Source organism: Massilia sp. AB1 (assembly GCF_018119385.1).
Lineage (GTDB): Bacteria > Pseudomonadota > Gammaproteobacteria > Burkholderiales > Burkholderiaceae_D > Telluria.
Genome location: NZ_JAGKSG010000042.1, coordinates 1 through 24,921, shown reverse-complemented (window position 1 = coordinate 24,921; position 24,921 = coordinate 1). Strand labels below are relative to the sequence as shown.

The 24,921-nt window shown below is 65.4% G+C and carries 17 protein-coding genes; 12 read left to right on the top strand and 5 right to left on the bottom strand.

Features of this window, described 5'->3' with window-relative positions:
- Positions 1–115 precede the first annotated feature (115 nt).
- Positions 116–3,478, top strand: a complete 3,363-nt coding sequence (locus J8847_RS19420) for a S41 family peptidase (RefSeq protein WP_211526363.1) — start codon at positions 116–118, stop codon at positions 3,476–3,478.
- Positions 3,479–3,629: 151 nt separating this feature from the next.
- The gene (locus J8847_RS19415; protein ID WP_211526362.1) at positions 3,630–5,207 is read left to right on the top strand and encodes a methyl-accepting chemotaxis protein; all 1,578 of its coding nucleotides are present in this window, start codon (positions 3,630–3,632) and stop codon (positions 5,205–5,207) included.
- 50 nt (positions 5,208–5,257) lie between these two features.
- Here the strand turns inward: J8847_RS19415 and J8847_RS19410 are convergent, their stop codons facing one another.
- The 4 genes from J8847_RS19410 to prpR form a co-directional block, all read right to left on the bottom strand.
- Positions 5,258–6,508 carry an IS256 family transposase gene (locus J8847_RS19410; protein ID WP_211526375.1) on the bottom strand — a complete coding sequence of 417 codons (1,251 nt, stop codon included), beginning with the start codon at positions 6,506–6,508 and terminating at the stop codon, positions 5,258–5,260.
- Positions 6,509–6,646: 138 nt separating this feature from the next.
- Entirely contained in the window at positions 6,647–7,810 is a 1,164-nt protein-coding gene (locus tag J8847_RS19405) for a PLP-dependent aspartate aminotransferase family protein (RefSeq protein ID WP_211526361.1), read from the bottom strand.
- Positions 7,807–9,186, bottom strand: a complete 1,380-nt coding sequence (locus J8847_RS19400) for a pyridoxal-phosphate dependent enzyme (protein ID WP_211526360.1) — start codon at positions 9,184–9,186, stop codon at positions 7,807–7,809. Before J8847_RS19400 ends, J8847_RS19405 begins: the two co-directional genes overlap by 4 nt.
- A 300-nt stretch (positions 9,187–9,486) precedes the next feature.
- Positions 9,487–11,100, bottom strand: a complete 1,614-nt coding sequence (prpR, locus tag J8847_RS19395) for a propionate catabolism operon regulatory protein PrpR (RefSeq protein WP_211526359.1) — start codon at positions 11,098–11,100, stop codon at positions 9,487–9,489.
- 141 nt (positions 11,101–11,241) lie between these two features.
- Between prpR and J8847_RS19390 the strand changes: the two genes are divergently transcribed.
- The 7 genes from J8847_RS19390 (at position 11,242) to J8847_RS19360 (ending at position 22,240) form a co-directional block, all read left to right on the top strand.
- Positions 11,242–11,571, top strand: coding sequence for a DUF485 domain-containing protein (locus tag J8847_RS19390; protein WP_211526358.1), 330 nt, complete (start codon positions 11,242–11,244; stop codon positions 11,569–11,571).
- Positions 11,568–13,229 carry a cation acetate symporter gene (locus J8847_RS19385; protein ID WP_211526357.1) on the top strand — a complete coding sequence of 554 codons (1,662 nt, stop codon included), beginning with the start codon at positions 11,568–11,570 and terminating at the stop codon, positions 13,227–13,229. The genes J8847_RS19390 and J8847_RS19385 overlap by 4 nt, the downstream gene beginning before the upstream one ends.
- Positions 13,230–13,444: 215 nt before the next feature.
- On the top strand, positions 13,445–14,335 hold the full coding sequence (gene prpB / locus J8847_RS19380) for a methylisocitrate lyase (RefSeq protein ID WP_211526356.1): 891 nt from the start codon (positions 13,445–13,447) through the stop codon (positions 14,333–14,335).
- Positions 14,336–14,354: 19 nt separating this feature from the next.
- Complete coding sequence (prpC, locus tag J8847_RS19375) at positions 14,355–15,518, top strand: 2-methylcitrate synthase (RefSeq protein ID WP_211526355.1); 1,164 nt, start codon at positions 14,355–14,357, stop codon at positions 15,516–15,518.
- 141 nt (positions 15,519–15,659) lie between these two features.
- Complete coding sequence (gene acnD / locus J8847_RS19370) at positions 15,660–18,266, top strand: Fe/S-dependent 2-methylisocitrate dehydratase AcnD (protein WP_211526354.1); 2,607 nt, start codon at positions 15,660–15,662, stop codon at positions 18,264–18,266.
- A 49-nt stretch (positions 18,267–18,315) separates the two neighbouring features.
- Positions 18,316–19,506, top strand: a complete 1,191-nt coding sequence (gene prpF / locus J8847_RS19365) for a 2-methylaconitate cis-trans isomerase PrpF (protein ID WP_211526353.1) — start codon at positions 18,316–18,318, stop codon at positions 19,504–19,506.
- Between the two features lie 136 nt (positions 19,507–19,642).
- On the top strand, positions 19,643–22,240 hold the full coding sequence (locus tag J8847_RS19360) for an EAL domain-containing protein (protein WP_211526352.1): 2,598 nt from the start codon (positions 19,643–19,645) through the stop codon (positions 22,238–22,240).
- A 12-nt stretch (positions 22,241–22,252) separates the two neighbouring features.
- Here J8847_RS19360 and xth read toward each other — a convergent pair whose 3' ends face one another.
- A complete protein-coding gene (xth, locus tag J8847_RS19355; protein WP_211526351.1) occupies positions 22,253–23,020 on the bottom strand; it encodes an exodeoxyribonuclease III in 768 nt (255 codons plus the stop codon).
- Between the two features lie 705 nt (positions 23,021–23,725).
- On the opposite strand from xth, the gene J8847_RS19350 reads away from it, so the two are divergent.
- The 3 genes from J8847_RS19350 to J8847_RS19340 all read left to right on the top strand — a co-directional run bounded on the left by J8847_RS19350 (position 23,726) and on the right by J8847_RS19340 (position 24,812).
- Positions 23,726–24,079: a hypothetical protein gene (locus J8847_RS19350; RefSeq protein WP_211526350.1), complete on the top strand. Its 354-nt coding sequence runs from the start codon at positions 23,726–23,728 to the stop codon at positions 24,077–24,079.
- Entirely contained in the window at positions 24,079–24,267 is a 189-nt protein-coding gene (locus J8847_RS19345) for a DUF1653 domain-containing protein (protein WP_211526349.1), read from the top strand. The genes J8847_RS19350 and J8847_RS19345 overlap by 1 nt, the downstream gene beginning before the upstream one ends.
- Before the next feature lie 86 nt (positions 24,268–24,353).
- Positions 24,354–24,812, top strand: coding sequence for a hypothetical protein (locus J8847_RS19340; protein WP_211526348.1), 459 nt, complete (start codon positions 24,354–24,356; stop codon positions 24,810–24,812).
- The last annotated feature ends 109 nt before the right edge of the window (positions 24,813–24,921 follow it).

The following is a 24,921-nucleotide window of genomic DNA, read 5'->3' as shown; positions in this document are numbered from 1 at the left end:
AGCGTATCCCTGCACTCGCAAGCACGCACCCAGTTCTTTTTTGCATGTAAGGACGCCAACATCCCTTTCTGCTGTGGCAAACTCATGTTCTTCAGTAACCTCCGTCACAGTGACCATGACCGTCTCCCGCACCATCCTTGCGCTGTCGCTCGCCCTCATCGGCAGCCAGGCCGCCGCCGCTGACCCTTACTTCCGTTTCCCGGCCGTCCGCGGCGACACCATCGTCTTCACGGCGGAAGGCGACCTGTGGCGCACCACGACCGCGGGCGGCAAGGCCACCCGCCTGACCACCCACCCGTCCGCCGAAACCCACGCCGCGATCTCGCACGACGGCAAGCTGGTAGCCTTTGCCGCCTCTTACGAAGGCGCGCAGGAAGCCTACGTGATGCCGCTCGAAGGCGGCCTGCCCAAGCGCATCACCTTCGAGAACGGCGGCGTCACGGTGCTCGGCTGGACGGCGCAGGGCGAAGTCCTGGTCAGCACGGAAAATTCGGTCGGCCCCGCCAAGCACCGCGTGGTGGCCGCGCTGGACCCGGCGACCATGAAGCGCCGCGTGCTGCCGCTGGCCGACGCCAACGACGCGACCCTGGACGACGCCGGCAAGGTCGTCTATTTCACGCGCATGGGCCTGTCCATGACCAACGATAACGTCCGCTCCTACCGCGGCGGCGCCCACGCCCAGCTGTGGCGTTTCGACCTGGACGCCAAGGGCGAAGCCACCCAGCTGTTCAAGGACGACACGGCCAACAACCGCCGCGCCATGTGGCACCAGGGCCGCCTGTACTTCATCAGCGACGCGGACGGCGCCGACAACATCTGGTCGTCGCTTCCGGATGGCAGCGACCGCCGCGCCCATACCAGCCACAAGGAATGGGACGTGCGCACCGCCTCGCTCGGCGACGGCCGCATCGTCTACCAGCTGGGCGCGGACCTGCGCGTGCTGGACCTCGCCAGCGGCGCCGATAGCCTGCTCAAGGCCAGCCTGGTGTCGGACTTCGACCAGCAGCGCATGCGCCGCGTGAAGTCGCCGCTCGACGCGCTGACCGGCATCGAACCGGCCAACAAGGCCGAGCGCATCGTGCTGACCGCGCGCGGCCGCGTGACCATCGCCGGCACCGGCACCTACCGCCGCGTCGAAATCGCCGTGCCGGAAGGCGTGCGCGCGCGCAGCGCCGTGTTCAGCCACGACGACAAGTGGGTCTATGCGATCACGGACGCCAGCGGCGAGAACGAGATCTGGCGCTATGCCGCAGACGGCTCCGGCCAAGGCGACCGCCTGACCAGGGACGGCGCCGCCCACCGCTGGAACCTGTATCCGTCGCCGGACGGGAAGTGGCTGGCCCACACCGACAAGAAGGGCCGCACCTGGCTGCTCGACCTAGCGGCCAAGTCCAACGTGGTGATCGACGACGCCGGCCAGATCGGCGTCGACCGCCTGGAGCAGGTGGTGTGGTCGCCCGACAGCCGCAACCTGGCGCTGGTGCGCACCGGCAGCAGCGAACAGCGCAACCAGATCGGCCTGTACAGCCTCGGGTCGAAGCAGATGAGCTTTGTCACCACCGACCGCTACGAAGCCAACTCGCCGGCCTTTTCGCCGGACGGCAAATGGTTGTATTTCCTCTCTGCGCGCCACTTCAACCTCGGCAACGCCTCGGTCTGGGGCGACCGCAACATGGGACCGGTGTTCGACGACCGCGTCGGCGTGTACGCGCTGGCGCTGCAGCCAGACACGCGCTTCCCATTCAAGCCCGAGGACGAGCTGACCAAGCCGGAGGAGATGTCCCCGGAAGCCGCCGCCAAGGCCGCGGTGAAGACGCCAGGCGCGGACGAGCAGACCGCCGACAAGCAGGCCGCCGTGGCCGCCGCCGCCGCGGCAACCAGCGCGGCGAATGCCGCCAGCAGCGACAAGCCGAAGAAGCCGACGCCCGCCATCATCTATGCCGGCCTGCGCGAGCGCCTGTACGAAGTGCCGGTCGCGCCGGGTAACTACCGTGCGCTGGCCGTCGACGACAAGCGCCTGTACCTGCTCGATTCCGACGACGGCCAGAAAGGCGTGCTCAAGACCCTGGAGATTTCGCGCAGCGCGCCGCAGCCGGAGACCTTCGCGTCCAACGTGCGCGAGTTCGGCCTGAGCACCGACCGCAAGCATGTCTTCTACCGAACCTTTGCGAAGGGCGCGCCGGGCGACATGCTGATCGTGTCCGCCGGCGCCAAGGCACCCGCCGATCTCACCAAGGCCAAGGTCAAGATCGACGACTGGGCAGTGATTACCAATCCGCGCCTCGAATGGACGCAGATGTTCAACGACGCATGGCGCATGCACCGCGACTTCCTGTACGACGCCAAGATGCGCGGTGTCGACTGGAACGCCGTGCGCACGCGCTACGCGCCGCTGGTCGATCGTGTCACCGACCGTGCGGAACTGGATGACGTGCTGGGCATGATGGTGGGCGAGGTCGGCGCGCTCCACTCGCAGATTCGTCCGGGCGACGTGCGCCGCGCGACGGGCGAAGGCACGCCGTCCAGCCTGGGCGCCGTGCTGACCCGCACCGCAGAGGGCTACCGCGTCGACCGCGTCTACCGCAGCGAGCCGGAGCTGCCGTCGGAGGCCGGTCCGCTGTCCCTGCCGGACGTGGGCGTCAAGGAAGGCGATGTGATCACGGCCGTCAACGGCAAGTCGCTGGTGGAGGCGCGCGACATCGCCGACCTGCTGCTCGACCAGGCCGACAAGCAGGTGCTGCTGCAAGTGAAGACCTTGGATGCCAAGCCGCGCCAGGTGATCGTCACGCCGGTGAGCATGGCGCGCCACGCGAGCCTGCGCTACACCGACTGGGAGCAGAGCAGGGCGCGGCAGGTGGACGAGGCGTCCAAGGGCAAGATCGGCTACCTGCACCTGCGCGCCATGGTGGCGCGCGACATCAACGCCTTCGCGCGCGACTTCTACGCCAACATCAACAAGGAAGGCCTGATCATCGATGTGCGCCGCAATAACGGCGGCAATATCGACAGCTGGATCATCGAGAAGCTGCTGCGCCGCTCGTGGGCCTTCTGGGCCTCGAACGGCAACCAGCCGCAGTCGAACATGCAGAACACCTTCCGCGGCCACCTGGTGGTGCTGGCGGACGAGCTGACCTACTCGGACGGCGAGACCTTCACCGCCGGCGTCAAGGCGCTCAAGCTCGGACCGGTGGTGGGCAAGCGCACCGCCGGCGCGGGCGTCTGGCTCAGCGACGGCAACGGGCTGACCGACAACGGCATGGCGCGCGTGGCGGAGTTCGGGCAGTTCTCGAGCGAAGGCGAGTGGCTGATCGAAGGCGTGGGCGTGTCGCCGGATGTGGAGGTCGACAACCTGCCGCATGAGACCTTCAAGGGGCGCGACCGCCAGCTGGAAGTGGCGCTCGAGATGCTGGAGAAGAAGATGAAGGAGCAGCCGGTGAAGGCGTGGAAGCCGGCGGCGATTCCGGCCTTGAAGCGCTAAGTCAAAAACCACTTGGGTTCCGGCGGAGGCCGGAACCTAAGTTTGCGTGCGTGTCTCGTGACACAACCATGACACGCCCCTTCACACAAATTCATCATCCCGTCACAAACCATTTCTAAACTGCAAGTACTCACAACTATCCGTACTTGCAATGCGACTCGCAAAGCTCCAGACCGGCACCAAGCTCCTGGGTTCCTTCGGTATCGTTTCTCTCCTCATCCTCCTTATTTCCGCCGTCGCCCTGTGGCGCATGCAGGCGTCGGACACGCTGACGGCCGACCTGGTGGAAGACAAACTCGCCAAGCAGCAGCTCGTCTCGGACCTGCTCGGCATCGAGCGCCTGAACGGCTCGCGCACCATCTCGATCGCCCGTAGCGACAGCCTGGAGCTGGCCGACTATTTCCAGGCCCAGCTGGCCGAAGGCCGGAAGGGTGCGGCCGCCATCGAGAACAAGCTCGGCAAGCTGCCGGCCCTCGACCGCGAACGCACGCTGGTGCAGGAAGCCGCCAAGCACAAGGCCGCGCTGGCCACGATCCAGACGGAGCTGTTCCGCGCCAAGGAGTTCGGCCAGACCCAGGTCGTTGAGGAGGTGGTCACCGGCCGCTGGGAACAAACCTACAAGGCCCACATCGCCGCGCTGGAAACCCTGCTGGCCTTCGAGACCGCCGAAGCGCACCGCCTGGCCGACGAGTCGGCCGCCGCTTCCAGTTTCAGCAAGGCGCTGCTCCTGATGCTGGGCCTGGGCGCGCTGGCGATGGGCGCCGCACTGGCCTGGACCCTGACCCGCAACATCGTCGGGCCGCTGCAGCAGGCTGTGACTTTGGCCGAGCAGGTGGCCCACGGTGACCTGCGCCCGGTGATTCGCCATGCGCGCCGCGACGAGATCGGCCGCCTGTTCGATGCGCTCAACGGCATGACCCACGGAGTGTCTTCGACCGTGTCGCAGGTCCTGCAGGGCGCGCAGGCCATCGATTCGGCCTCCAGCGAGATCGCCCACGGCAACCAGGACCTGTCGCAGCGCACCGAGCGCCAGGCCGACGCGCTGCGCGAAACGGTGGGGGCGATGGACGCCCTCGGCAGCGCGATCGTGCAGAACAACGCCAGTGCGCGGCAGGCGAATGCGCTGGCGCAGAATGCGTCCACGGTGGCCATCGAAGGCGCCAAGGCGGTCGAGCAGCTGGTGACGCGCATGGCCGCGATCAGGGCGTCGGCGGACCGCATCGTGGACATCACGGGCATGATCGACAGCATCGCCTTCCAGACCAACATCCTGGCGCTCAACGCGGCGGTCGAGGCGGCGCGTGCCGGGACGGAAGGGCGCGGCTTTGCGGTGGTGGCGGCGGAGGTGCGCAACCTGGCGCAGCACAGCGCTGGAGCGGCAAAGGAGATCAAGCAGCTGATCGGGGAATCGGCGGGGGAGATCGAGGCCGGGACCGGGATCGCGGAAGCGGCCGGGTCGACGATGCGGGCGGTGCTGCAGCACGTGCAGGACGTGGCCGGGATCCTCGGGGCGATTCACGAGGCCAGCGCAGGGCAGGCGAGCGGCGTGGAGCAGGTGAGCAGGGCGATTGCGGAGATGGACTTGTCGACGCAGCAGAATGCGGCGATGGTGGAACAGGCTGCGGCTGCGGCGGCGTCGATGCGGCAGCAGGCGGCGGAGTTGTCGGAGCTGGTGGGGACGTTCAAGGTACGGGCTGAGAGCGGAAGGCGCGAGCTGGCCATGTTTTAAGTCCTCCGGGACCTGTCAGGAATTTTGTGTGCTGAGGTCTGTTTAAAGAATCAGCTCAATGCATTGGTGAATCGTTCGCCAAACATGATGGCGAATTGGTTCGCGGCCTGCTTCCAGATGATGGGTGGCATCTTCCAGTCTTTCTCAATATTGCGCAAGGCCAGGTAGAGCAGCTTGCTGGCTGCATCGTCGCTTGGGAAGTGTCCACGGTTCTTGACGATCTTGCGTAGCTGCATGTGCATGCTCTCGATGGCGTTGGTGGTATAGATGATTCTTCGCACCTCAGGTGGGTAAGCGAAGAATGGAATCACCTGTTCCCACTGTCGCTGCCACATTGCTGCGACAGTCGGGAATTTCTTGCCCCAGTCGCTCTCTGCAAAGTCCTGCAGCGCCTTTGCAGCAGCATCGCTTGACGCAGCCTGATAGATTGATTTGAGAGCAGCCGCGAGCGGCTTACGATCCTTCCAGCTGGCGAAATTGAGCGAGTTGCGAATCAAGTGCACGACGCAAGTCTGGATCTGCGCTTGCGGATAGACCGCTTCGATCGCTTCCGGGAAGCCTCGCAGACCATCGACCACGGCAATCAAGACATCGTCCAGGCCACGGTTTTTCAGTTCATTGAAGACTTTGAGCCAGAACTTGGCGCCTTCCGTTTGCTCGATCCACAAGCCCAGCACTTCCTTGCGACCGTCAGCGCGTACGCCAAGCGCCAGGTACACAGCCTTGTTCTTGACCGTGCCTTCGTCCCGGATTTTCAGGCGTAAAGCGTCGAAATAGACAATCGGATACATCGCTTCGAGCGGCCGCTGCTGCCACTGGGCGACTTCCTCCAATACCTCATCCGTGATGGTGGAGATCAAGTCCGGTGACACTTCAGTACCGTACAGCTCGAGCAAGTGCCCCTGGATTTCACGCACGCTCATTCCGCGCGCGTACATGCCGATCACATGGTCGTCAAAGCCTGGCATGCGTCGCTGGTGCTTGGCCACCAGCTTTGGCTCGAACGTCGCCAGCCGGTCACGCGGCACGTTCAGCCGCAGCTCGCCAGCTGGAGTAAGTACCGTCTTGGCGCTGCTGCCATTACGATGGTTCTCGCTATCCTCGCCCTCGTTCGCCAAGTGGTGGCTCAGCTCAGCAGCGAGCATGCGCTCAGCCAGCATCTTCTTGAGTTGGCCAGCAAGGCCAGATTCGCCCAGGATCGATTCAGCATCCTTGCTCTGGACTTGCGCCAGCAACTGGTCGATCAGTTCAACAGGAATCAGGTCAGGCGACTTCGGTTTCTTCGGCTTTTTGGTAGTCATTGCTTCGGTCATGGAATTTCCCTTTCGGTATTATTTCATGACCTCAGCAACACAAAAATTCTGACAGGCTCGTCCTCCGTCAGTCCTCACCGCTAGCACGTCGTTCCGGCCGTCGCCGGAACGACGGAGCTAGTGGTGCTAAATGGCGGCCAGGGCGCGCTGCAGGTCTTCGCGCTGATCGTCGAGATGCTCGATCCCGACAGATAGCCGAATCAAGCCATCCCCAATCCCCAGCTCCTCCCTGCGTTCCGCTGGAATGCTCGCATGCGTCATCAAGGCCGGATGCTCGATCAGGCTCTCCACCCCGCCCAGGCTCTCGGCCAGGGTGAATACCTCGCAGCGTTCCAGGAAGCGCCGTGCCCCCGCCAGGTCGGTATCCAGGTCGATCGACACGACCCCCCCGAACCCGTTCATCTGCCGCCTCGCCAGCGCATGCTGGGGATGCGACTCCAGCCCCGGATAGTGCACCTTGCGCACCTTCGGCTCGCGTTCCAGCCACTGCGCGAGGGCCAGCGCGTTGGCGCTGCTGCGCTCCACGCGCAAGGCCAGGGTCTTGATCCCGCGTAGCACCAGGAAGCTGTCGAACGGCCCCTGGATCGCGCCCACCGCGTTCTGGATGAAGCCCAGCCGCTCGGCATGCTGGGGATTGTCGCCAACGATGGCCACTCCGCCGATCACGTCCGAGTGGCCGTTCATGTACTTCGTGGTCGAGTGCACCACGATGTCGATGCCGCACTCCAGCGGGCGCTGGACGATGGGGCTGGCGAAGGTGTTGTCGCACACGGTCAGGATGCCGCGTGCCTTGCACAGCGAAGCGATGGCGTGCAGGTCGGCCAGCTTGAGCATGGGGTTGGTGGGCGTCTCCACCCACACCATCTTCGTTTCGGGACGCAAGGAGGCGGCCAGTGCGTCCGGATCGGCCAGGTCGACATAAGTGAAGCTGTGCCCGGCGCTGTCGCGGCGCACGCGCTCGAACAGGCGGTAGGTGCCGCCGTACATGTCGTCGCCCGCGACGATGTGCGAACCAGCGGGCAGCAGCTCCAGGACCGCCGCGATCGCCGCCAGGCCGGAAGCGAAGGCAAATGCCGCGCTGCCGCCTTCGATGTCGGCCACGCAGCGCTCCAGCGCCCAGCGCGTCGGGTTGTGCGAGCGGCCGTAGTCCAGGCCCTTGTGCACGCCCGGGCTCTCCTGGCGGAAGGTGGAGGTCGCGAAGATCGGCGGCATCACGGCGCCGGTGCTCGGCTCCGGCGCCTGGCCGCCGTGGATGACGCGGGTGGCGATGTGTTTCCTGGATTCGGTCATGAAAGCGTCCTTCTCAAATGATTCAGCAGGTCGAAGCGCGTGATCAGCCCGTAGAAGCTGGGGCCGTCCGTGATCACGGCGGTCAGGCCGCGGTCGAGCACTTCGCGCAGCTGCTGCATGCTGGCAGCCGGATGCAAGGTCTGCAGCTGGGCCGTCATGGTGCTCGACACCGGCGCGCCGAAGCGGCCCGGTTCGGTGGTCACGTGGTGCAGCAGGTCGGATTCGTCGATCAGGCCCGCCAGCCGGCCTTCGTTGTCGATCACCGGCAGCTGCTGCAGGTCGCTCGAGCGCATGCGGTTGAAGGCGGTCAGCAGGGTATCGGTGGGCGACACCGTCACCACTTCGCCGGCGTCGTAGCGGCGGCCGATCAGGTCGCGCAGGTCGCCCAGCTTGGGACGGGCGAGCAGGCCCTGGTCGACCATCCAGCCGTCGCTGTAGACCTTGGTCAGGTAGCGGGTGCCGGTGTCGCACACGAAGGTGACGACGCGCTTGGGCCGGGTTTGTTCGCGGCAGTAGCGCAGCGCAGCGGCGAGCAAGGTGCCGGTGGACGAGCCGCCCAGGATGCCTTCCTGCTGGAGCAGCAGGCGCGCGGTGTTGAAGCTTTCCTCGTCGGGAATGGTGTAGGCCTTGGTCACGCGCGACAGGTCGGCGATGCCGGGAATGAAGTCCTCGCCGATGCCTTCCACGGCCCAGGAGCCGGCATCTTTCGACAGGTGGCCCGTGTTGACGTACTCCGCCAGGATCGAACCCTTGGGGTCGGCCAGGATGAATTCCAGGTGCGGCTGGGTCTTCTTGAAGTAGTGCGACAGGCCGGTGAGGGTGCCCGACGAGCCGACGCCGACGACGATGGCGTCCAGCTTGTGGTTGGTCTGGTCCCAGATTTCCGGACCGGTGAAGTGTTCGTGGGCCCAGGGATTGGCCGGGTTGTTGAACTGGTCGGCGAACCAGGCGCCGGGGATTTCCTTGGCCAGGCGGGCGGCGTAGTCCTGGTAGTACTCCGGATGGCCCTTGCCGACGTCGGAGCGGGTCAGGTGGATCTCGGCGCCGAGCGCCTTCAGGTGCAGGATCTTCTCGGCCGCCATCTTGTCGGGGACGACCAGCACTACGCGATAGCCCTTGATGCGCGCCACCAGGGCCAGGCCCAGGCCGGTATTGCCGGCAGTCGCCTCGACCACCGTACCGCCGGGCTGGAGGTGGCCGTCATGCTCGGCCTTTTCGATCATGGCCTTGCCGATGCGGTCCTTGATCGAGCCACCGGGGTTTTGCGATTCGAGTTTCAGGAACAGCTGGCAGGGACCGGTATCGATGCGGGTCACTTCCACCAGCGGGGTATCGCCAATCAATGAAAACAGTGCAGCTTGCGACGCATGTTGCATAGTGCCTCCAATGAGCTGGGCCTCGTGGGACGCCGTGTTACGACGAGCCGGCGCTGGGTGGACGCCGGGCCATAGTAAAGAAACATAATACGGCTTTTTTGGGGCTGTGGTGTTGGAGTTAGTTAAACTTTTGTTAAGGCGCGACGCTGGAGGGTCACGCAGCCCCGAACAACGTCGTCCCGGCGGAGGCCGGGACCCAAGTTCGTTCCGTAGCAACCGAGGTCACACGTAGGGGTAACGCACGCAAACTTGGGTCCCGGCCTTCGCCGGGACGACGTTGGTAGGCGGCGAGGGGATGGATCAGGTTTGTGATTTCAGCCGCCGCCACAAGGTCGTGCGGCTGATGCCCAGGTGGCGGGCCGCCAGGTCGCGCTGGCCGCCGAAGCGGGCCAGGACCTCGGCAATCGTCTCCGCCGACGGCTCGGCGGCAGGCACCTGGATCGCCTGCGCAGCTGCAGCCTCGCGCCGCGCCAGCTCCGGCGCCACCGACAGCAGGAAGCTCGGCGTCAGGGCCTGCAAGGGCTCCGCCGCCAAAAACAGGGCCAGGCGCTCCGCCAGGTTGCGCAGCTCGCGCACATTCCCCGGCCAGTCGTAGGCCTCCAGCAGCGGCGCGCACGCATTGACCTCCGCATGCAGATTCGGATGCGGCCGCGCATCCAGCGCCGCCAGCGCATTCTTGAGCGACCATTCCGCCAGCGGCGCGATGTCCTCCACGCGTTCGCGCAGCGGCGGCAAACTCAAACGCAGCACGGCCAGGCGGTAGAACAGGTCGGCCCGGAATCGCCCCTCGCGCACGCGCGCTTCCAGGTCGCAGTGGGTCGCGCTGATCACGCGCACGTCGATCGGCACCGGCCGCGTGCCGCCCACGCGCATCACCTCGCGCTCTTCCAGCACGCGCAGCAAGCGCGTCTGCAAGGCAAGCGGCATTTCGCCGATCTCGTCCAGGAACAGGGTGCCGCCATTGGCCGCCTCGAACAGACCCGCATGGCCGCCGCGGCGCGCGCCCGTGAACGCGCCTTCCTCGTGCCCGAAGAGTTCCGATTCCAGCAGCGATTCCGCGATGGCGCCGCAGTTCACCGCCACGAAAGGCCGCCCGGCGCGGCGCGGTCCTTCGCGGTGGATCGCCTGCGCCACCAGCTCCTTGCCGCTGCCTGTCTCGCCCTGGATCAGCACCGTCGCCGGCGAGCGTGCATACAGCACCACGGTCTGGCGCAGCCTTTCCATGGCGGCCGAATCCCCGCGTAAATCGTTGAGCCCACGCCGCGCACGCCGCGTATCGCTGCCGGCCGTACGGCGGCCGCGGTTCGCTTCCAGCATGGTCAGGCGCGCGAGTTCCAGCGCATCGTCGAAGGCCTGCCGGATCGAGGCCGCCGAATACAGGAACACACCTGTCAGCCCCGCTTCCTCGGCCAGGTCGGTAATCAATCCCGCGCCGACGATCACCTCGACGCCGGCAGCTTTCAATTCGTTGATGCTGGCGCGCGCATCCTCTTCGGTGACGTAGGTGCGCTGGGCGATATCGACGCCGAAGGTCGACGCGAACTCGGCCAGTTCCGGCAAGGGCAGCTGGTAGCTGATCACGCCGATGCGCGAGGACACGCGCCGCGCCCGCACCAGCGCCTGCATCACATCGAAGCCGCTGGCCTTGGCCACCACCACCGGCACCGACACCCGTCCCCTGAGATAGGCCGCGTTCGATCCCGCCGCGATGACGACGTCGCAGCGCTCGGTCGCCATGCGTTCGCGGATGTGCTTTGCCGCTTCGTCGAAACCGAGATGCAGCGGCTCGATCGAAGCCAGGTGATCGTACTCGAGGGTGATGTCGCGGAACAGGTCGGAGAGGCGCGAAACCGATACCGTCCAGATGACGGGCTTGTCGCCGCCGTCCGCGGGGCTGCGGGTGGAATAGCTCATGCCCGAAGTGTAGAGCATTTCGAGGCGAGGCTGTCAGATAGGCGTAAGCAAGCGTAAGAATGAGGTAAGGGGGTCGCCGTAGGATGGCTCTCAACCTGCAAGGTATGCACCGCACAGGCATTACAAAATAGGAGACACAAGATGGACCAAGACGTCGTACAGCGGGTCAAGAACGACCCCAACTACCGCAAGCTGGTCGCGACCCGTTCGCGTTTCGGCTGGACCCTCACCTGGGCAATGATGATCGTGTACTACGGCTTCACTGTCCTGGTCGCTTTCAACAAGGAATTCATGGGCACGCGCATTGGAGAAGGCGTGATGACCTGGGGCATTCCGCTGGGCCTGTTCGTCATCCTCTTCACCATCGTCATCACGGGCATCTACGTGCGCCGCGCCAATAGCCAATACGACGAACTGACCGACGCCATCAAGGCACGCGTCGCGCAGCCGAAAGAGAAGGTGGTCGCATGAAGCCCATGATCCGTACCGCTGCGGCGCTCGCGCTGCTGGGCGCCGCCGGCGCCGCAATGGCCGCGCCCGACCTCGGCCAGGCCACCAAGCAGGCCACCAACTGGACCGCGATCAGCATGTTCGCGATCTTCGTGGTCCTGACCCTGTTCATCACCAAGTGGGCCGCGGCCAAGACCCGTTCCGCTTCCGACTTCTACACCGCGGGCGGCGGCATTTCCGGCTTCCAGAACGGCCTGGCGATCGCGGGCGACTTCATGTCCGCCGCGTCCTTCCTGGGCATCTCCGCCGCCGTGTTCCTGGACGGCTTCGATGGCCTGATCTACGCCATCGGCTTCCTGGTCGGCTGGCCCGTCATCACCTTCCTGATGGCCGAGCGCCTGCGCAACCTGGGCCGCTACACCTTCGCCGACGTGGCCGCCTACCGCTTCCACCAGAAGCCCATCCGCGTGTTCGCGGCATCGGGCACGCTGGTCGTGGTCGCGTTCTACCTGATCGCGCAGATGGTCGGCGCCGGCCAGCTCATCAAGCTGCTGTTCGGCCTGGAATACTGGATCGCCGTGGTCCTGGTCGGCATCCTGATGATGGTCTACGTGCTGTTCGGCGGCATGACCGCCACCACCTGGGTGCAGATCATCAAGGCCGTGCTGCTGCTGTCGGGCGCGTCCTTCATGGCCTTCTCGGTGCTGGCGCAGTACAACTTCAGCCCTGAAAGACTGTTCGCCACCGCGACCGAAGTGCACGCCAAGGGCGATTCCATCATGGGCCCGGGAAGCTTCATCAAGGACCCGATCTCGGCCATCTCCTTCGGCATGGCGCTGATGTTCGGCACCGCCGGCCTGCCGCACATCCTGATGCGCTTCTTCACCGTCCCGAGCGCGAAAGAGGCGCGCAAGTCGGTGCTGTGGGCCACCACCTGGATCGGCTACTTCTACATCCTGACCTTCATCATCGGCTTCGGCGCGATCGTCCTGGTCGGCACCAACGCCGAGTTCAAGGATGCAGCCGGCAAGCTCCTGGGTGGTAACAACATGGCGGCGGTCCACCTGGCCAAGGCCGTGGGCGGCGACGTCTTCCTGGGCTTCATCTCGGCCGTGGCCTTCGCGACCATCCTGGCGGTGGTGGCCGGCCTGACCCTGTCCGGCGCCTCGGCCGTGTCGCACGACCTGTACGCCACCGTGTTCAAGAAGGGCAAGGCCAATAGCGCGGACGAACTGAAGGTCTCGAAGATCACCACCATCGCACTGGGCGTCATCGCCGTGCTGCTGGGGATCGCATTCGAAAAGCAGAACGTGGCCTTCATGGTGTCGCTGGCCTTCGCCATCGCCGCTTCGGCCAACTTCCCGGTGCTGTTCATGTCGGTGCTGTGGAAGGACTGCACCACCCGCGGCGCCACCGTGGGCGGTTTCCTGGGCCTGGCCACGGCGGTCGTGCTGACCATCGTGTCGAAGTCGGTATGGGTCGACGTGTTCGGCAATGCCGCGCCGATCTTCCCCTACACCTCGCCGGCGATCTTCTCGATGGCGGTGGGCTTCTTCGGCATCTGGTTCTTCTCGGTCACCGACAAGAGCCCGCGCGCCGCGATCGACAAGGCTGGCTTCGAGGCGCAGGAAGTGCGTTCCGAAACCGGTATCGGCGCAGCGGCTGCCGCAGCCCACTGAGCGATCAAGCTTCCGTTTGAACCCCGCTGCGGCGGGGTTTTTTTATGCCTGCTGGCGTTTCATTTTGTTTGCACATGTTTCATAATGAAACGTTACTGAAACATCTTCGCCTGAAACGGTGTTGCAAGTCCTTGAAAATACTGGGGCGGGCAGGGTGGCACGCCGTTTGCATTAAGAAAGCCCGACACTCTCAAACGCATCAGAAAGGACTAAGCATGAGCCAATACTCCGCAGGCGCCGCCTTCCGCAAGGCCGTCCAGGAAGAATCCCCGCTGCAGGTCATCGGCGCGATCAACGCCAACCACGCACTGCTGGCCAAGCGCGCCGGCTACCGCGCGATCTACCTGTCGGGCGGCGGCGTGGCCGCGGGTTCGCTGGGCCTGCCCGACCTGGGCATCTCGGGCCTGGAAGACGTCCTGATCGACGTGCGCCGCATCACCGACGTGTGCGACGTGCCGCTGCTGGTCGACATCGACACCGGCTTCGGCGCCTCGGCCTTCAACGTGGCCCGCACCGTGCGCTCGCTGATCAAGGCCGGCGCGGCCGCCTGCCACATCGAAGACCAGGTCGGCGCCAAGCGTTGCGGCCACCGTCCGGGCAAGGAGATCGTCAGCCAGGGCGAGATGGTCGACCGCGTCAAGGCTGCGGCCGATGCGCGTACCGACGAGAATTTCGTGATCATGGCCCGCACCGACGCGCTGGCCGTGGAAGGCCTGGACGCCGCCATCGAGCGTGCCGTGGCATGCGTCGAAGCCGGCGCCGACATGATCTTCCCGGAAGCCATGACCAGCCTCGAGATGTACAAGCAGTTCGCCGACGCCGTCAAGGTGCCGGTGCTGGCCAACATCACCGAATTCGGTTCGACCCCGCTGTTCACCGTCGACGAGCTGGCCAGCGCCAACGTCGGCCTGGTGCTGTACCCGCTGTCGGCTTTCCGCGCAATGAACAAGGCGGCCGAGAACGTCTACAACGCGATCCGCCGCGACGGCACCCAGAAGAACGTGATCGACACCATGCAGACCCGCGCCGAACTGTACGACCGCATCGATTACCACAGCTACGAGCAGAAGCTGGACGCCCTGTTCGCCGCCAATAAAGCAAAATAATCATCCAGGAGATTCACGCATGACCACTACGCAGAACAACGATACCCCGGCGTTCAAGCCGAAGAAATCCGTCGCCCTGTCGGGCGTCGCCGCAGGCAACACCGCGCTGTGCTCGGTCGGCAAGACCGGCAACGACCTGCACTACCGCGGCTACGACATCCTGGACGTGGCCGACCGCTGCGAGTTCGAAGAGATCGCCTACCTGCTGGTGCACGGCAAGCTGCCGACCCTCGCGGAACTGAAGGGCTACAAGGCCAAGCTGAAGTCGCTGCGCGGCCTGCCGCAAGCCGTCAAGAGCGCGCTGGAAGCGCTGCCGGCCGGCGCCCATCCGATGGACGTGATGCGTACCGGCGCCTCGGTGCTGGGCTGCGTGCTGCCTGAGAAGGAAGACCACAACATCGCCGGCGCGCGCGACATCGCCGACCGCCTGATGGCGTCCTTCGGCTCGATCCTGCTGTACTGGTACCACTACAGCCACAACGGCAAGCGCATCGAGGTGGAAACCGACGACGACTCGATCGGCGGCCACTTCCTGCACCTGCTGCACGGCGTGAAGCCGTCGGGAGAGTGGGTCAAGGCGATGCACGTGTCGCTGATCCTGTACGCGGAACACGAGTTCAACGCCTCGACCTTCACCAGCCGCGTCATCGCCGGCACCGGTTCGGACATCTACTCGGCCGTCACCGGCGCGATCGGCGCGCTGCGCGGCCCGAAGCACGGCGGCGCGAACGAAGTGGCGCTGGACATCCAGAAGCGCTACGAGAACGCCGACGAGGCGGAAGCGGACATCCGCAACCGCGTGGCGAACAAGGAAGTCGTGATCGGCTTCGGCCATCCTGTGTACACCATCAGCGACCCGCGCAACAAGGTGATCAAGGAAGTGGCGCGCACCTTGTCTCAGTCGGCCGGTTCGATGAAGATGTTCGACATCGCCGAGCGCCTGGAGTCGGTGATGTGGGAAGTCAAGAAGATGTTCCCGAACCTGGACTGGTTCTCGGCCGTGTCTTACCACATGATGGGCGTGCCGACGGCCATGTTCACGCCGCTGTTCGTGATTTCGCGCACCTCCGGCTGGGCGGCGCATATCATCGAGCAGCGTATCGACAACAAGATCATTCGTCCGAGCGCGAACTATGTGGGTCCTGAGGATCTGAAGTTCGTGCCGATTGAAGAGCGCAAGTAAAGAAAGCACCACCAGCCCCCAAACCGTCGTTCCGGCGAAGGCCGGAACCCAAGTTTGCGTGATTGGCTACGCACATAAACTTGGATCCCGGCCTTCGCCGGGATGACGGTATTAAGGCTAACACTTAGGTCTCATACCGCCATGAATACGAACCATCGCAAACCTCTTCCCGGCACCTCCCTGGACTACTTCGACACCCGCACCGCCGTCGACACCATCCAGCCCGGCGCCTACGCTACCTTGCCGTACACCTCGCGCGTCCTGGCCGAGAACCTGGTCCGCCGCTGCGACCCGGTCACCCTGACCGACTCGCTGAAACAGATCATCGAACGCAAGCGCGACCTCGACTTCCCCTGGTTCCCGGCCCGCGTGGTCTGCCACGACATCCTGGGCCAGACCGCCCTGGTCGACCTGGCCGGCCTGCGCGACGCCATCGCCAGCCAGGGCGGCGATCCGGCCCTGGTCAACCCGGTGGTCCCGACCCAGCTGGTGGTCGACCACTCGCTGGCCGTCGAATGCGGCGGCTTCGATCCCGATGCCTTCGCCAAGAACCGCGCCATCGAGGACCGCCGCAACGAAGACCGCTTCCACTTCATCGAGTGGACCAAGAAGGCCTTCCAGAACGTCGACGTGATCCCGCCGGGTAACGGCATCCTGCACCAGATCAACCTCGAGCGCATGTCCCCGGTGATCCAGACCCAGGACGGCGTCGCCTATCCGGACACCCTGGTCGGCACCGACTCCCACACCCCGATGGTCGACGCCCTGGGCGTGATCGCCATCGGCGTGGGCGGCCTGGAAGCCGAAAGCGTCATGCTGGGCCGCGCCTCCTGGATGCGCCTGCCGGACATCGTTGGCGTCGAGCTGACCGGCAAACCGCAGCCGGGCATCACCGCCACCGACATCGTGCTGGCGCTGACCGAGTTCCTGCGCAAGTCCAAGGTCGTCTCGGCCTACCTCGAGTTCTACGGCGAAGGCGCCTCCGCGCTCACGCTGGGCGACCGCGCCACCATCTCGAACATGGCCCCGGAATTCGGCGCCACCGCCGCGATGTTCTACATCGACGAGCAGACAATCAAGTACCTGCGCCTCACCGGCCGCGAGGAAGAGACCGTGAAGCTGGTCGAGGCCTATGCCAAGGAAACCGGCTTGTGGGCCGACAGCCTCAAGAACGCGCAATACGAGCGCGTGCTGTCCTTCGACCTGTCGACCGTGGTGCGCAACATCGCCGGCCCGTCGAACCCGCACAAGCGCGTCCCGACCTCCGAGCTGGCCGAGCGCGGCATCGCCGGCAAAGTGGAGAACGAGCCAGGCCTGATGCCGGATGGCGCGGTGATCATCGCCGCCATCACCAGCTGCACCAACACCAACAACCCGCGCAACATGATCGCCGCCGGCCTGCTGGCGCGTAACGCCAACCGTGCTGGCCTGACCCGCAAATCCTGGGTCAAGAGCTCGCTGGCGCCGGGATCGAAGGCCGTGGCCCTGTACCTGGAAGAAGCGGGCCTGATGCCGGAACTGGAAAAGCTGGGCTTCGGCGTGGTCGGCTTCGCCTGTACCACCTGCAACGGCATGAGCGGCGCGCTGGATCCGGCCATCCAGCAGGAGATCATCGAGCGCGACCTGTACGCGACCGCCGTCCTGTCGGGCAACCGCAACTTCGACGGCCGCATCCACCCGTATGCCAAGCAGGCCTTCCTGGCGTCGCCGGCGCTGGTGGTGGCCTATGCGATCGCCGGCACCATCCGCTTCGACATCGAGAAGGATGTGCTGGGCGTGGACGCGAACGGCAAGGAAGTCCGCCTGGCCGATCTGTGGCCGTCGGATGCCGAGATCGACGCGGTGGTCGACGCCAGCGTCAAGCCGGAGCAGTTCCGCAAGGTCTACACGCCGATGTTCGCGCGCGTCGCGGACGATGGCGCCAAGGTCAGCCCGCTGTACGACTGGCGCGAGATGAGCACCTACATCCGCCGTCCGCCGTACTGGGAAGGTGCGCTGGCAGGCGAGCGCACCCTGGCGGGTATGCGCCCGCTGGCGGTCCTGGGCGATAACATCACCACCGACCACCTGTCGCCGTCGAATGCGATCCTGCTTGATTCCGCTGCCGGCGAATACCTGGCCAAGATGGGCCTGCCGGAAGAGGACTTCAACTCCTACGCGACCCACCGCGGCGACCACCTGACCGCGCAGCGCGCGACCTTCGCCAATCCGACCCTCAAGAACGAGATGGTGGTTGATGCGATGGGCAACGTGAAAGCCGGTTCGCTGGCGCGCATCGAGCCGGAAGGCCAGGTGACCCGCATGTGGGAAGCCATCGAGACCTACATGGAACGCAAGCAGCCGCTGATCGTGATCGCCGGCGCCGACTACGGCCAGGGCTCCTCGCGCGACTGGGCGGCCAAGGGCGTGCGCCTGGCGGGCGTGGAAGCCATCGTGGCGGAAGGCTTCGAGCGCATCCATCGCACCAACCTGGTGGGCATGGGCGTGCTGCCGCTGGAGTTCAAGCCGGGCGTCAACCGCCTGACTCTGGGCATCGACGGCACCGAAAGCTTCGACGTGGTGGGCGCGCGCACCCCGCGCACCGACCTGACCTTGGTCATCCATCGTAAGAACGGCGAAAAGCTGGAAGTGCCGGTGACCTGCCGTCTCGACACCGCCGAGGAAGTGGCGATCTACGAGGCGGGCGGCGTGCTGCAGCGCTTCGCGCAGGACTTCCTGGAATCGTCGGCATCGAAAGCCGCGGCGTAACCAGCGGGGAGGGCGGCGCGGCCGCCCTTCCTGTCATATCGGACACATCATGCCTCATACTCCCCAAATCAAGATTCCCGCCACCTACATGCGTGGCGGCACCAGCAAAGGCGTGTTCTTCCGCCTGGACGACCTGCCCGAAGCGGCGCGCGTGCCCGGCGCGGCGCGCGATGCCCTCCTGCTGCGCGTGATCGGCAGCCCCGACCCCTACGGCAAGCAGATCGACGGCATGGGCGGCGCCACCTCGAGCACTAGCAAGACCGTGATCGTCTCGAAGAGCAGCCACCCCGGCCACGATGTCGACTACCTGTTCGGCCAGGTTTCGATCGACAAGCCTTTCGTCGACTGGAGCGGCAACTGCGGCAACCTGTCCTCGGCGGTCGGTTCCTTCGCGATCAGCAGCGGCCTGGTCGACCCCGAGCGCCTGCCGCAGGACGGCGTCGCCGTGGTGCGCATCTGGCAGGCCAACATCGCCAAGACCATCGTCGCCCACGTCCCGATGACGGGCGGCCAGGTCCAGGAGACCGGCGACTTCGAACTCGACGGCGTGACCTTCCCGGCCGCCGAAGTGCAGCTGGAGTTCATGGACCCGGCGGCGGAAGAAGAGGGCGCCGGCGGCGCCATGTTCCCGACCGGGAACCTGGTCGACGAGCTGGAAGTGCCCGGCGTCGGCACGCTCAAGGCCACCATGATCAACGCCGGCATCCCGACCATCTTCGTCAACGCGGACGCCATCGGCTACACCGGCACGGAACTGCAGGAAGCCATCAACGGCGACCCGCGCGCGCTGGCGATGTTCGAGACCATCCGCGCCCACGGCGCGCTGCGCATGGGCCTGATCGGGAGCATCGAGGACGCCGCCAAGCGCCAGCACACGCCCAAGATCGCCTTCGTGGCCAAGCCGGCCGACTACGTCGCGTCCAGCGGCAAGCAGGTGGCGGCGGGCGACATCGACCTACTGGTGCGCGCGCTCTCGATGGGCAAGCTGCACCACGCCATGATGGGCACCGCGGCCGTCGCCATCGGCACCGCGGCCGCCATTCCCGGCACCCTGGTCAACCTGGCGGCCGGCGGCGGCACCCGCAACGCGGTGCGCTTCGGTCATCCGTCGGGCACCCTGCGCGTCGGCGCCGAGGCGGTCGAGGCCAATGGCCAGTGGAGCGTCAGCAAGGCCATCATGAGCCGCAGCGCACGCGTGCTGATGGAAGGCTGGGTGCGGGTTCCCGGCGACAGTTTCTAAATCGCAACACCTCCGTCAGGGGAAGCACGTAGGTGCTTCCCCTTTGTCGCTTTATGGTTGTAGAGTTGGCAGCATTTCTGGTTTATGATTGCCAGGTTGCAACAATTCCGACCAACGGACCCACCAGCAAGCATTGATGGACCGATTTCCGACCCCCGATTCGTTCGCCGGCAAAGCGAACCCTTGCGCGCATGAGCAGCCTTCCCAGGAGGCGGCCGACCTGTGCCACCTGGTCCTCGAGCAGCGCGCCATCCTTGAGAATGCGCCGGTCGGGATCGTGTTCACGCTCCCCGGGCAGATCAAGTCCTTCAACCCGCGCATCTGCGAGATGCTCGGCTACAGCCAGGAGGAGCTGCTGGCCCTGAAGCCGGTGCAGCTGTTCGCCTCGACGGATGCCTACCAGGAGCTGACCGCCGAAGCCTACACGGTGCTGGCCGCCGGCCAGCTGTTCGAACGCAGCGAGCAGCCTTTCCGCCGCCGAGACGGCAGCCTGTTCTGGGCGCGCCTGCGCGGCAGGGCGGTGGATCCGCGTATCCGCGAGGCGGGCACGATCTGGATCGTCGAAGACGTCACCGGGTCGCGCCAGGCCATGAAGGAAGTCCAGGCGATCATGAGCAATGCCTCGGTCGGCATCATGTTCACCCGCGACCGCGTGATCCGCCGCTGCAATCCGGCCTTCACAGTCATGTTCGGCTATACCGAGGCCGAAGCTCTCGGCCAGGCGACCCGCCTGCTGTACCCGGACGAGGAAGCCTTCCTTGAAATGGGCGAACGCGCCTATCCGCCGCTGGCCGCCGGCCGCTCCTTCCGCGCCGAGACCACCATGGTGCGCAAGGACGGCGCGCCGATCTGGGTGCAGCTGATCGGCTACCAGGTCAACCACCACGATCCGGACCAGGGCACGATCTGGATGCTGGAAGACCGCACCCGCGAAAAGCAGGACGAGCAGTCGCTGCGCGACGCCCTGATGGAAAACCGCGCCATCCTCGACAACGCGGTGCTGGGCATCGCGGTGGTCGAGAACGGCCGCACCCTGCATTGCAACCGCAAGATGGAAGAACTGTTCGGCGCGGCGGCGGGGGAGGTGGACGGCCAGACCGTGCGCGCCCTGTATCCGGACGACGCCAGCTGGCAGGCGGCGCGCACGCTGGCGGCGCCCGATTTCGCGGCCGGCCGCGTGCACATGGCCGAGCACCAGCTGGTGCGGCGCGACGGCAGCCGCTTCTGGGCGCGCCTGTCCGGCCGGCCCTTCGACGCCTCGCAGCGGCGCGGGCGCAGCGTGTGGCTGGTCGACGACGTCACCGCCCAGCGCGAGGCGGCCGACGCCATCCGGCGCGCGCGCGACGAGCTCGAAGTGCGCGTGGCCGAGCGCACCGCCGAACTGGCGGGCGCCAACGCGCTGCTGCAGGAAGAGATCGTGGAGCGGCGCCAGGCCGAGGCGCGCGTGCACCACATGGCCTATCACGACAGCCTGACCGGGCTGCCCAACCGCGCGCTGCTGTCGGACCGGCTCGATTGCACGATCCGCGGCGCCCAGCGCACGGGGCGCAAGCTGGCCCTGATGTTCATCGACCTGGACCGCTTCAAGAACATCAACGATTCGCTCGGCCACCTGACCGGCGACCACCTGCTGCGCGAGGTCGCCAAGCGCCTGGTGGTGGCCGTCCGCGCGAGCGACACCGTGGCCCGCCTGGGCGGCGACGAATTCGTGGTGCTGCTGCCGGAGATCGCGGAAGGCGAGGAGTGCCGCCTGGTGGGTGACAAGATCATCGAGGCACTGTCATCGCCTTTCCCCTTCGAGGGGCGCAGCCTGCATATCTCGCCCTCGATCGGCATCTGCGTGTATCCGGACGACGGCAGCGATGTCGAGACCCTGATGCGCCACGCGGACGCGGCGATGTACCACGCCAAGGGCGCGGGCCGCAACAACTACCAGTTCTTCACCCAGCGCATGAACCAGGCCGCGGCGCGCCACTTCGAGCTGGAATCGAGCCTGCGCGGCGCCTTGGTGCGCGAGGAGTTCGAGCTGCACTACCAGCCCATCATGTGCGCGGCCACGCGCCGTCCGCACGCGCTGGAAGTGCTGCTGCGCTGGCGCCGGGACGGCCAGGCCCTGGTGGGTCCGGACGAATTCATTCCCATCCTGGAAGAGAGCGGCATGATCGTGCCGGTGGGCGAGTGGGTGATCCGCAGCGCCTGCGCCCAGCTGATGCAGTGGGAGCGCGAGGGGCTCGACGTGGTGCCGCTGGCGATCAACCTGTCGGCGCGCCAGTTCATGCATCACGGGCTGGTGGAGGCGATCCGGCGCATCGTCGGCGATACCGGCATCGATCCGCGCCTGGTGGAGCTGGAGATCACCGAGACCGCCCTGATGCAGCATGGCGGCCAGACCCTGGAGATCCTACGCCAGATCAACGCGATGGGCATGTCGCTGTCCATCGACGACTTCGGCACCGGCTATTCGAGCCTGGCCTACCTGAAGCGCTTCCCGGTCAGGAAGATCAAGATCGACCGCGCCTTCGTGCGCGAGCTCGATGCGAGCGCCGAAGACCGCGCCATCGTGGCGGCGGTGATGGCGCTGGCGAACAGCCTGCAGCTGTCGGTGGTGGCGGAGGGCGTGGAGACGGAGTCGCAGTATGCGCTGCTGCGCTCCTTCGGCTGCCAGTTCGCCCAGGGCTACCTGTTCGCGCGGCCGCTGCCGGCCGGCCAGGTGGGGGCCTTCCTGGTCGGCTGATTCAACAGTCCATCAATCCCCGATCGTCGCGACCACCGGCGTGTGGTCCGACGGCTGCTCCCACTTGCGCGGTTCGCGGTCGATGACGCAGGCGGTGCAGCGCCTGGCCAGCTTTTCCGACAGCAGGATGTGGTCGATGCGCAGTCCGCGGTTGCGGCGGAAGGCCAGCTGGCGGTAGTCCCACCAGCTGTACTGCTTTTCCGGCTGCTCGAACAGGCGGAAGGCGTCCGACAATCCCAAACCCATCAGTTCCTGCAGCGCGCCCCGTTCCGGCAGGGAGAAGTGGATGCGGCCTTCCCACTCGGCCGGGTCGTGCACGTCGCGCGCGTCCGGTGCGATGTTGTAGTCGCCCAGGATCGCGAACTGCTCGTGGGCGCGCATCTCGGCCGCCACCCATTCCTGCAGCGCCTTGAACCACGCCAGCTTGTAGACATACTTGTCCGAACCGACTTCCTGGCCGTTCGGCACATAGGCGCAGATGAAGCGCACGCCGCCTATGGTGGCGGCCAGCAGGCGCTGCTGCTCGTCCTCGAAGCGCGGATTGTTCTTCACCACGTCCTCGATCGGCAGCTTCGAGAGGATGGCCACGCCGTTGTAGGTCTTCTGGCCCGTGTAGGCCACCTGGTAGCCGGCTTCGTTGATCTCGGCCAGCGGGAACTTGTCGTCCGTGAGTTTTGTCTCCTGGATGCAGAGGACGTCGACCGGGTTGGCTTGCAGCCATTGCAGCAGGTGAGGCAGGCGGACTTTCAGGGAGTTGACGTTCCAGGTGGCGATTTTCATCAAATGTGTTCTATGGTGGGTTGGAGCCTCGTGCAATCACTCTGCACAGCGGAAGCCGAGAGTATACGCTGCCGATGCCGGGCCGTGGGCGGCGGGTTCGACAACAGGAAAGAACAGGCGTGCGGTGACCGGATGTCGAATTTTCTTACACGGGAGCACCACTCCTTGTCGTGGGATACGCTAAGCCTTTGTTTTGGTGGAAGTTGTTTTTAAGGCACGCTATATGCTTAGTAGGCAGTCGGGTGATTGGCCGGACATCCGGCTGTCACACTGGAGAATGGACGATTGAACGCAGCCGATCCGGCAGGGCGTTATACTAGCGGGCTGCACAGGGGCAAGAAGGCAGTCCCTTACTTATGCAGCATGTGTAATATATATGGTTTTTCAGTAATATTATGCAAAATACAACACACCGGAAAGCAATAAATTAATAGAATAATAAAAGAAGTTGCTTCTTCGGGAGGTTCGGGATATAAAGACGTTCGTTAAACGCTAAAAGGAAAATGTAGCATTTAACGATGTTGCAACATGGGAATAAATAAGTTGCGTTAGGGCAACTTAAGTTGTACCATTTGTAGATTGTAAGAAGCGTGTTCGGCTGCCAAGCTTGTGCGCGGCAGCAGTCGTGCCGTAGTGGTGCGGTGGTGCTATTTGGAAGACATTTCGATAGTGATTAACCCGAACGCAGATTTGAAAAGGACTGAAATGCGCAATGCTTTTGAAGCATGGGCCCAGCGCGAAGGCCACATCGTTCGCCGCCGGGAAGACAAGCCCGAGGAATACCTCGTTTATGAAACCCAACGCCGCTGGGTGATCTGGCAGGCTGCACTGGCGCATGGCGCCAAGGCGGCTGCCGAGACCCCGTCGAAGTTCGCCCCGGCCGCGCCGGAGTCGAAGCCGATCGCGATCGGCCAGGACGAGGCGGCAGTGCGCAACCGCGTGCTGAACGAAGTGCTGGACGCCTTCAGCGAGCTCGACGAAGCCGCCGGCATGGAAGGCGTGCTGAAGGTCATCCAGGGCCTGAAGAAGAAGCAGAAGGCGCTGGCAGAAAAGGCCTGATGCGCTACCGCCACTACAAGGGCGGCATCTACGAGCTGGTCACGGAGGCCGTGCTGGAAGCGGATCACACCCCCGTCATGGTCTATCGCGGCCAGGACGGGCAGGTGTGGGTGCGTCCCAGGGCGGCGTTCTTCGAGACCGTCGAGGTCGACGGCGCGGCGGTGCCGCGCTTCGCGCCGCTCGCCTGACCCGTTTCGCCCGATCGCGCCTTGATCGCGGCGGGACTACAGTTTGCGCGTCATTCTGCCGTTAAGGGGGAATGAGGCAAACCACCATGTTCGACCATCTCCGCCCGGCCACCATCGCCGCCGCCGCCGCATTCGCCCTGCTGGGCGGCTGCGCGACCCTGTCCGAGTCTCCCCTGCAGCAGCTCGAGCTGCATACCATCCTCGACCATCGCGAAGTCGCCGGTGTCGGCTGCCTGTTGAGCAACGACATGGGGCGCTGGTATGTCATCGCGCCAGGGCGGGTGACCGTGATGCGGAGTTCGAAACCGCTCACCGTCAGCTGCAAGAAGGAAGGCAAGGGGAGTGCGGCCGAGGTCGTGCAGTCACGGGCCGATACGACCAGCCTGATGGGCAATGTCGTGATCAGTGCGGGGCTGGGGTATTTCGTGGACAAGCATTCGGGGGCGGGGTATGCGTATCCGCAGGTGCTGACGGTGCTCATGCAGCCGGCGGCGGCGAAGGACGAGGAGGCGGGGGAGCGTCCCGTTGAGGCTGGCATTTTCTGAGGGAATAGGCGTTTCGGTATGCTGAACAACTTGGGTTCCGGGGGGGGGCCCGCCCCCCCCCCCCCCCGGGGGGGGGGGGCCCCCCCCCCCGGTGGGGGGGGGGGGGGGG

Bases quoted from the DNA above. Each gene is read 5' to 3' on its own strand.
- J8847_RS19420 (WP_211526363.1), top strand. From the start codon at position 116: ATGACCGTCTCCCGCACCATCCTTGCGCTGTCGCTCGCCCTCATCGGC.
- J8847_RS19415 (WP_211526362.1), top strand. From the start codon at position 3,630: ATGCGACTCGCAAAGCTCCAGACCGGCACCAAGCTCCTGGGTTCCTTC.
- J8847_RS19410 (WP_211526375.1), bottom strand. From the start codon at position 6,508: ATGACTACCAAAAAGCCGAAGAAACCGAAGTCGCCTGACCTGATTCCT.
- J8847_RS19405 (WP_211526361.1), bottom strand. From the start codon at position 7,810: ATGACCGAATCCAGGAAACACATCGCCACCCGCGTCATCCACGGCGGC.
- J8847_RS19400 (WP_211526360.1), bottom strand. From the start codon at position 9,186: ATGCAACATGCGTCGCAAGCTGCACTGTTTTCATTGATTGGCGATACC.
- prpR (WP_211526359.1), bottom strand. From the start codon at position 11,100: ATGAGCTATTCCACCCGCAGCCCCGCGGACGGCGGCGACAAGCCCGTC.
- J8847_RS19390 (WP_211526358.1), top strand. From the start codon at position 11,242: ATGGACCAAGACGTCGTACAGCGGGTCAAGAACGACCCCAACTACCGC.
- J8847_RS19385 (WP_211526357.1), top strand. From the start codon at position 11,568: ATGAAGCCCATGATCCGTACCGCTGCGGCGCTCGCGCTGCTGGGCGCC.
- prpB (WP_211526356.1), top strand. From the start codon at position 13,445: ATGAGCCAATACTCCGCAGGCGCCGCCTTCCGCAAGGCCGTCCAGGAA.
- prpC (WP_211526355.1), top strand. From the start codon at position 14,355: ATGACCACTACGCAGAACAACGATACCCCGGCGTTCAAGCCGAAGAAA.
- acnD (WP_211526354.1), top strand. From the start codon at position 15,660: ATGAATACGAACCATCGCAAACCTCTTCCCGGCACCTCCCTGGACTAC.
- prpF (WP_211526353.1), top strand. From the start codon at position 18,316: ATGCCTCATACTCCCCAAATCAAGATTCCCGCCACCTACATGCGTGGC.
- J8847_RS19360 (WP_211526352.1), top strand. From the start codon at position 19,643: ATGGACCGATTTCCGACCCCCGATTCGTTCGCCGGCAAAGCGAACCCT.
- xth (WP_211526351.1), bottom strand. From the start codon at position 23,020: ATGAAAATCGCCACCTGGAACGTCAACTCCCTGAAAGTCCGCCTGCCT.
- J8847_RS19350 (WP_211526350.1), top strand. From the start codon at position 23,726: ATGCGCAATGCTTTTGAAGCATGGGCCCAGCGCGAAGGCCACATCGTT.
- J8847_RS19345 (WP_211526349.1), top strand. From the start codon at position 24,079: ATGCGCTACCGCCACTACAAGGGCGGCATCTACGAGCTGGTCACGGAG.
- J8847_RS19340 (WP_211526348.1), top strand. From the start codon at position 24,354: ATGTTCGACCATCTCCGCCCGGCCACCATCGCCGCCGCCGCCGCATTC.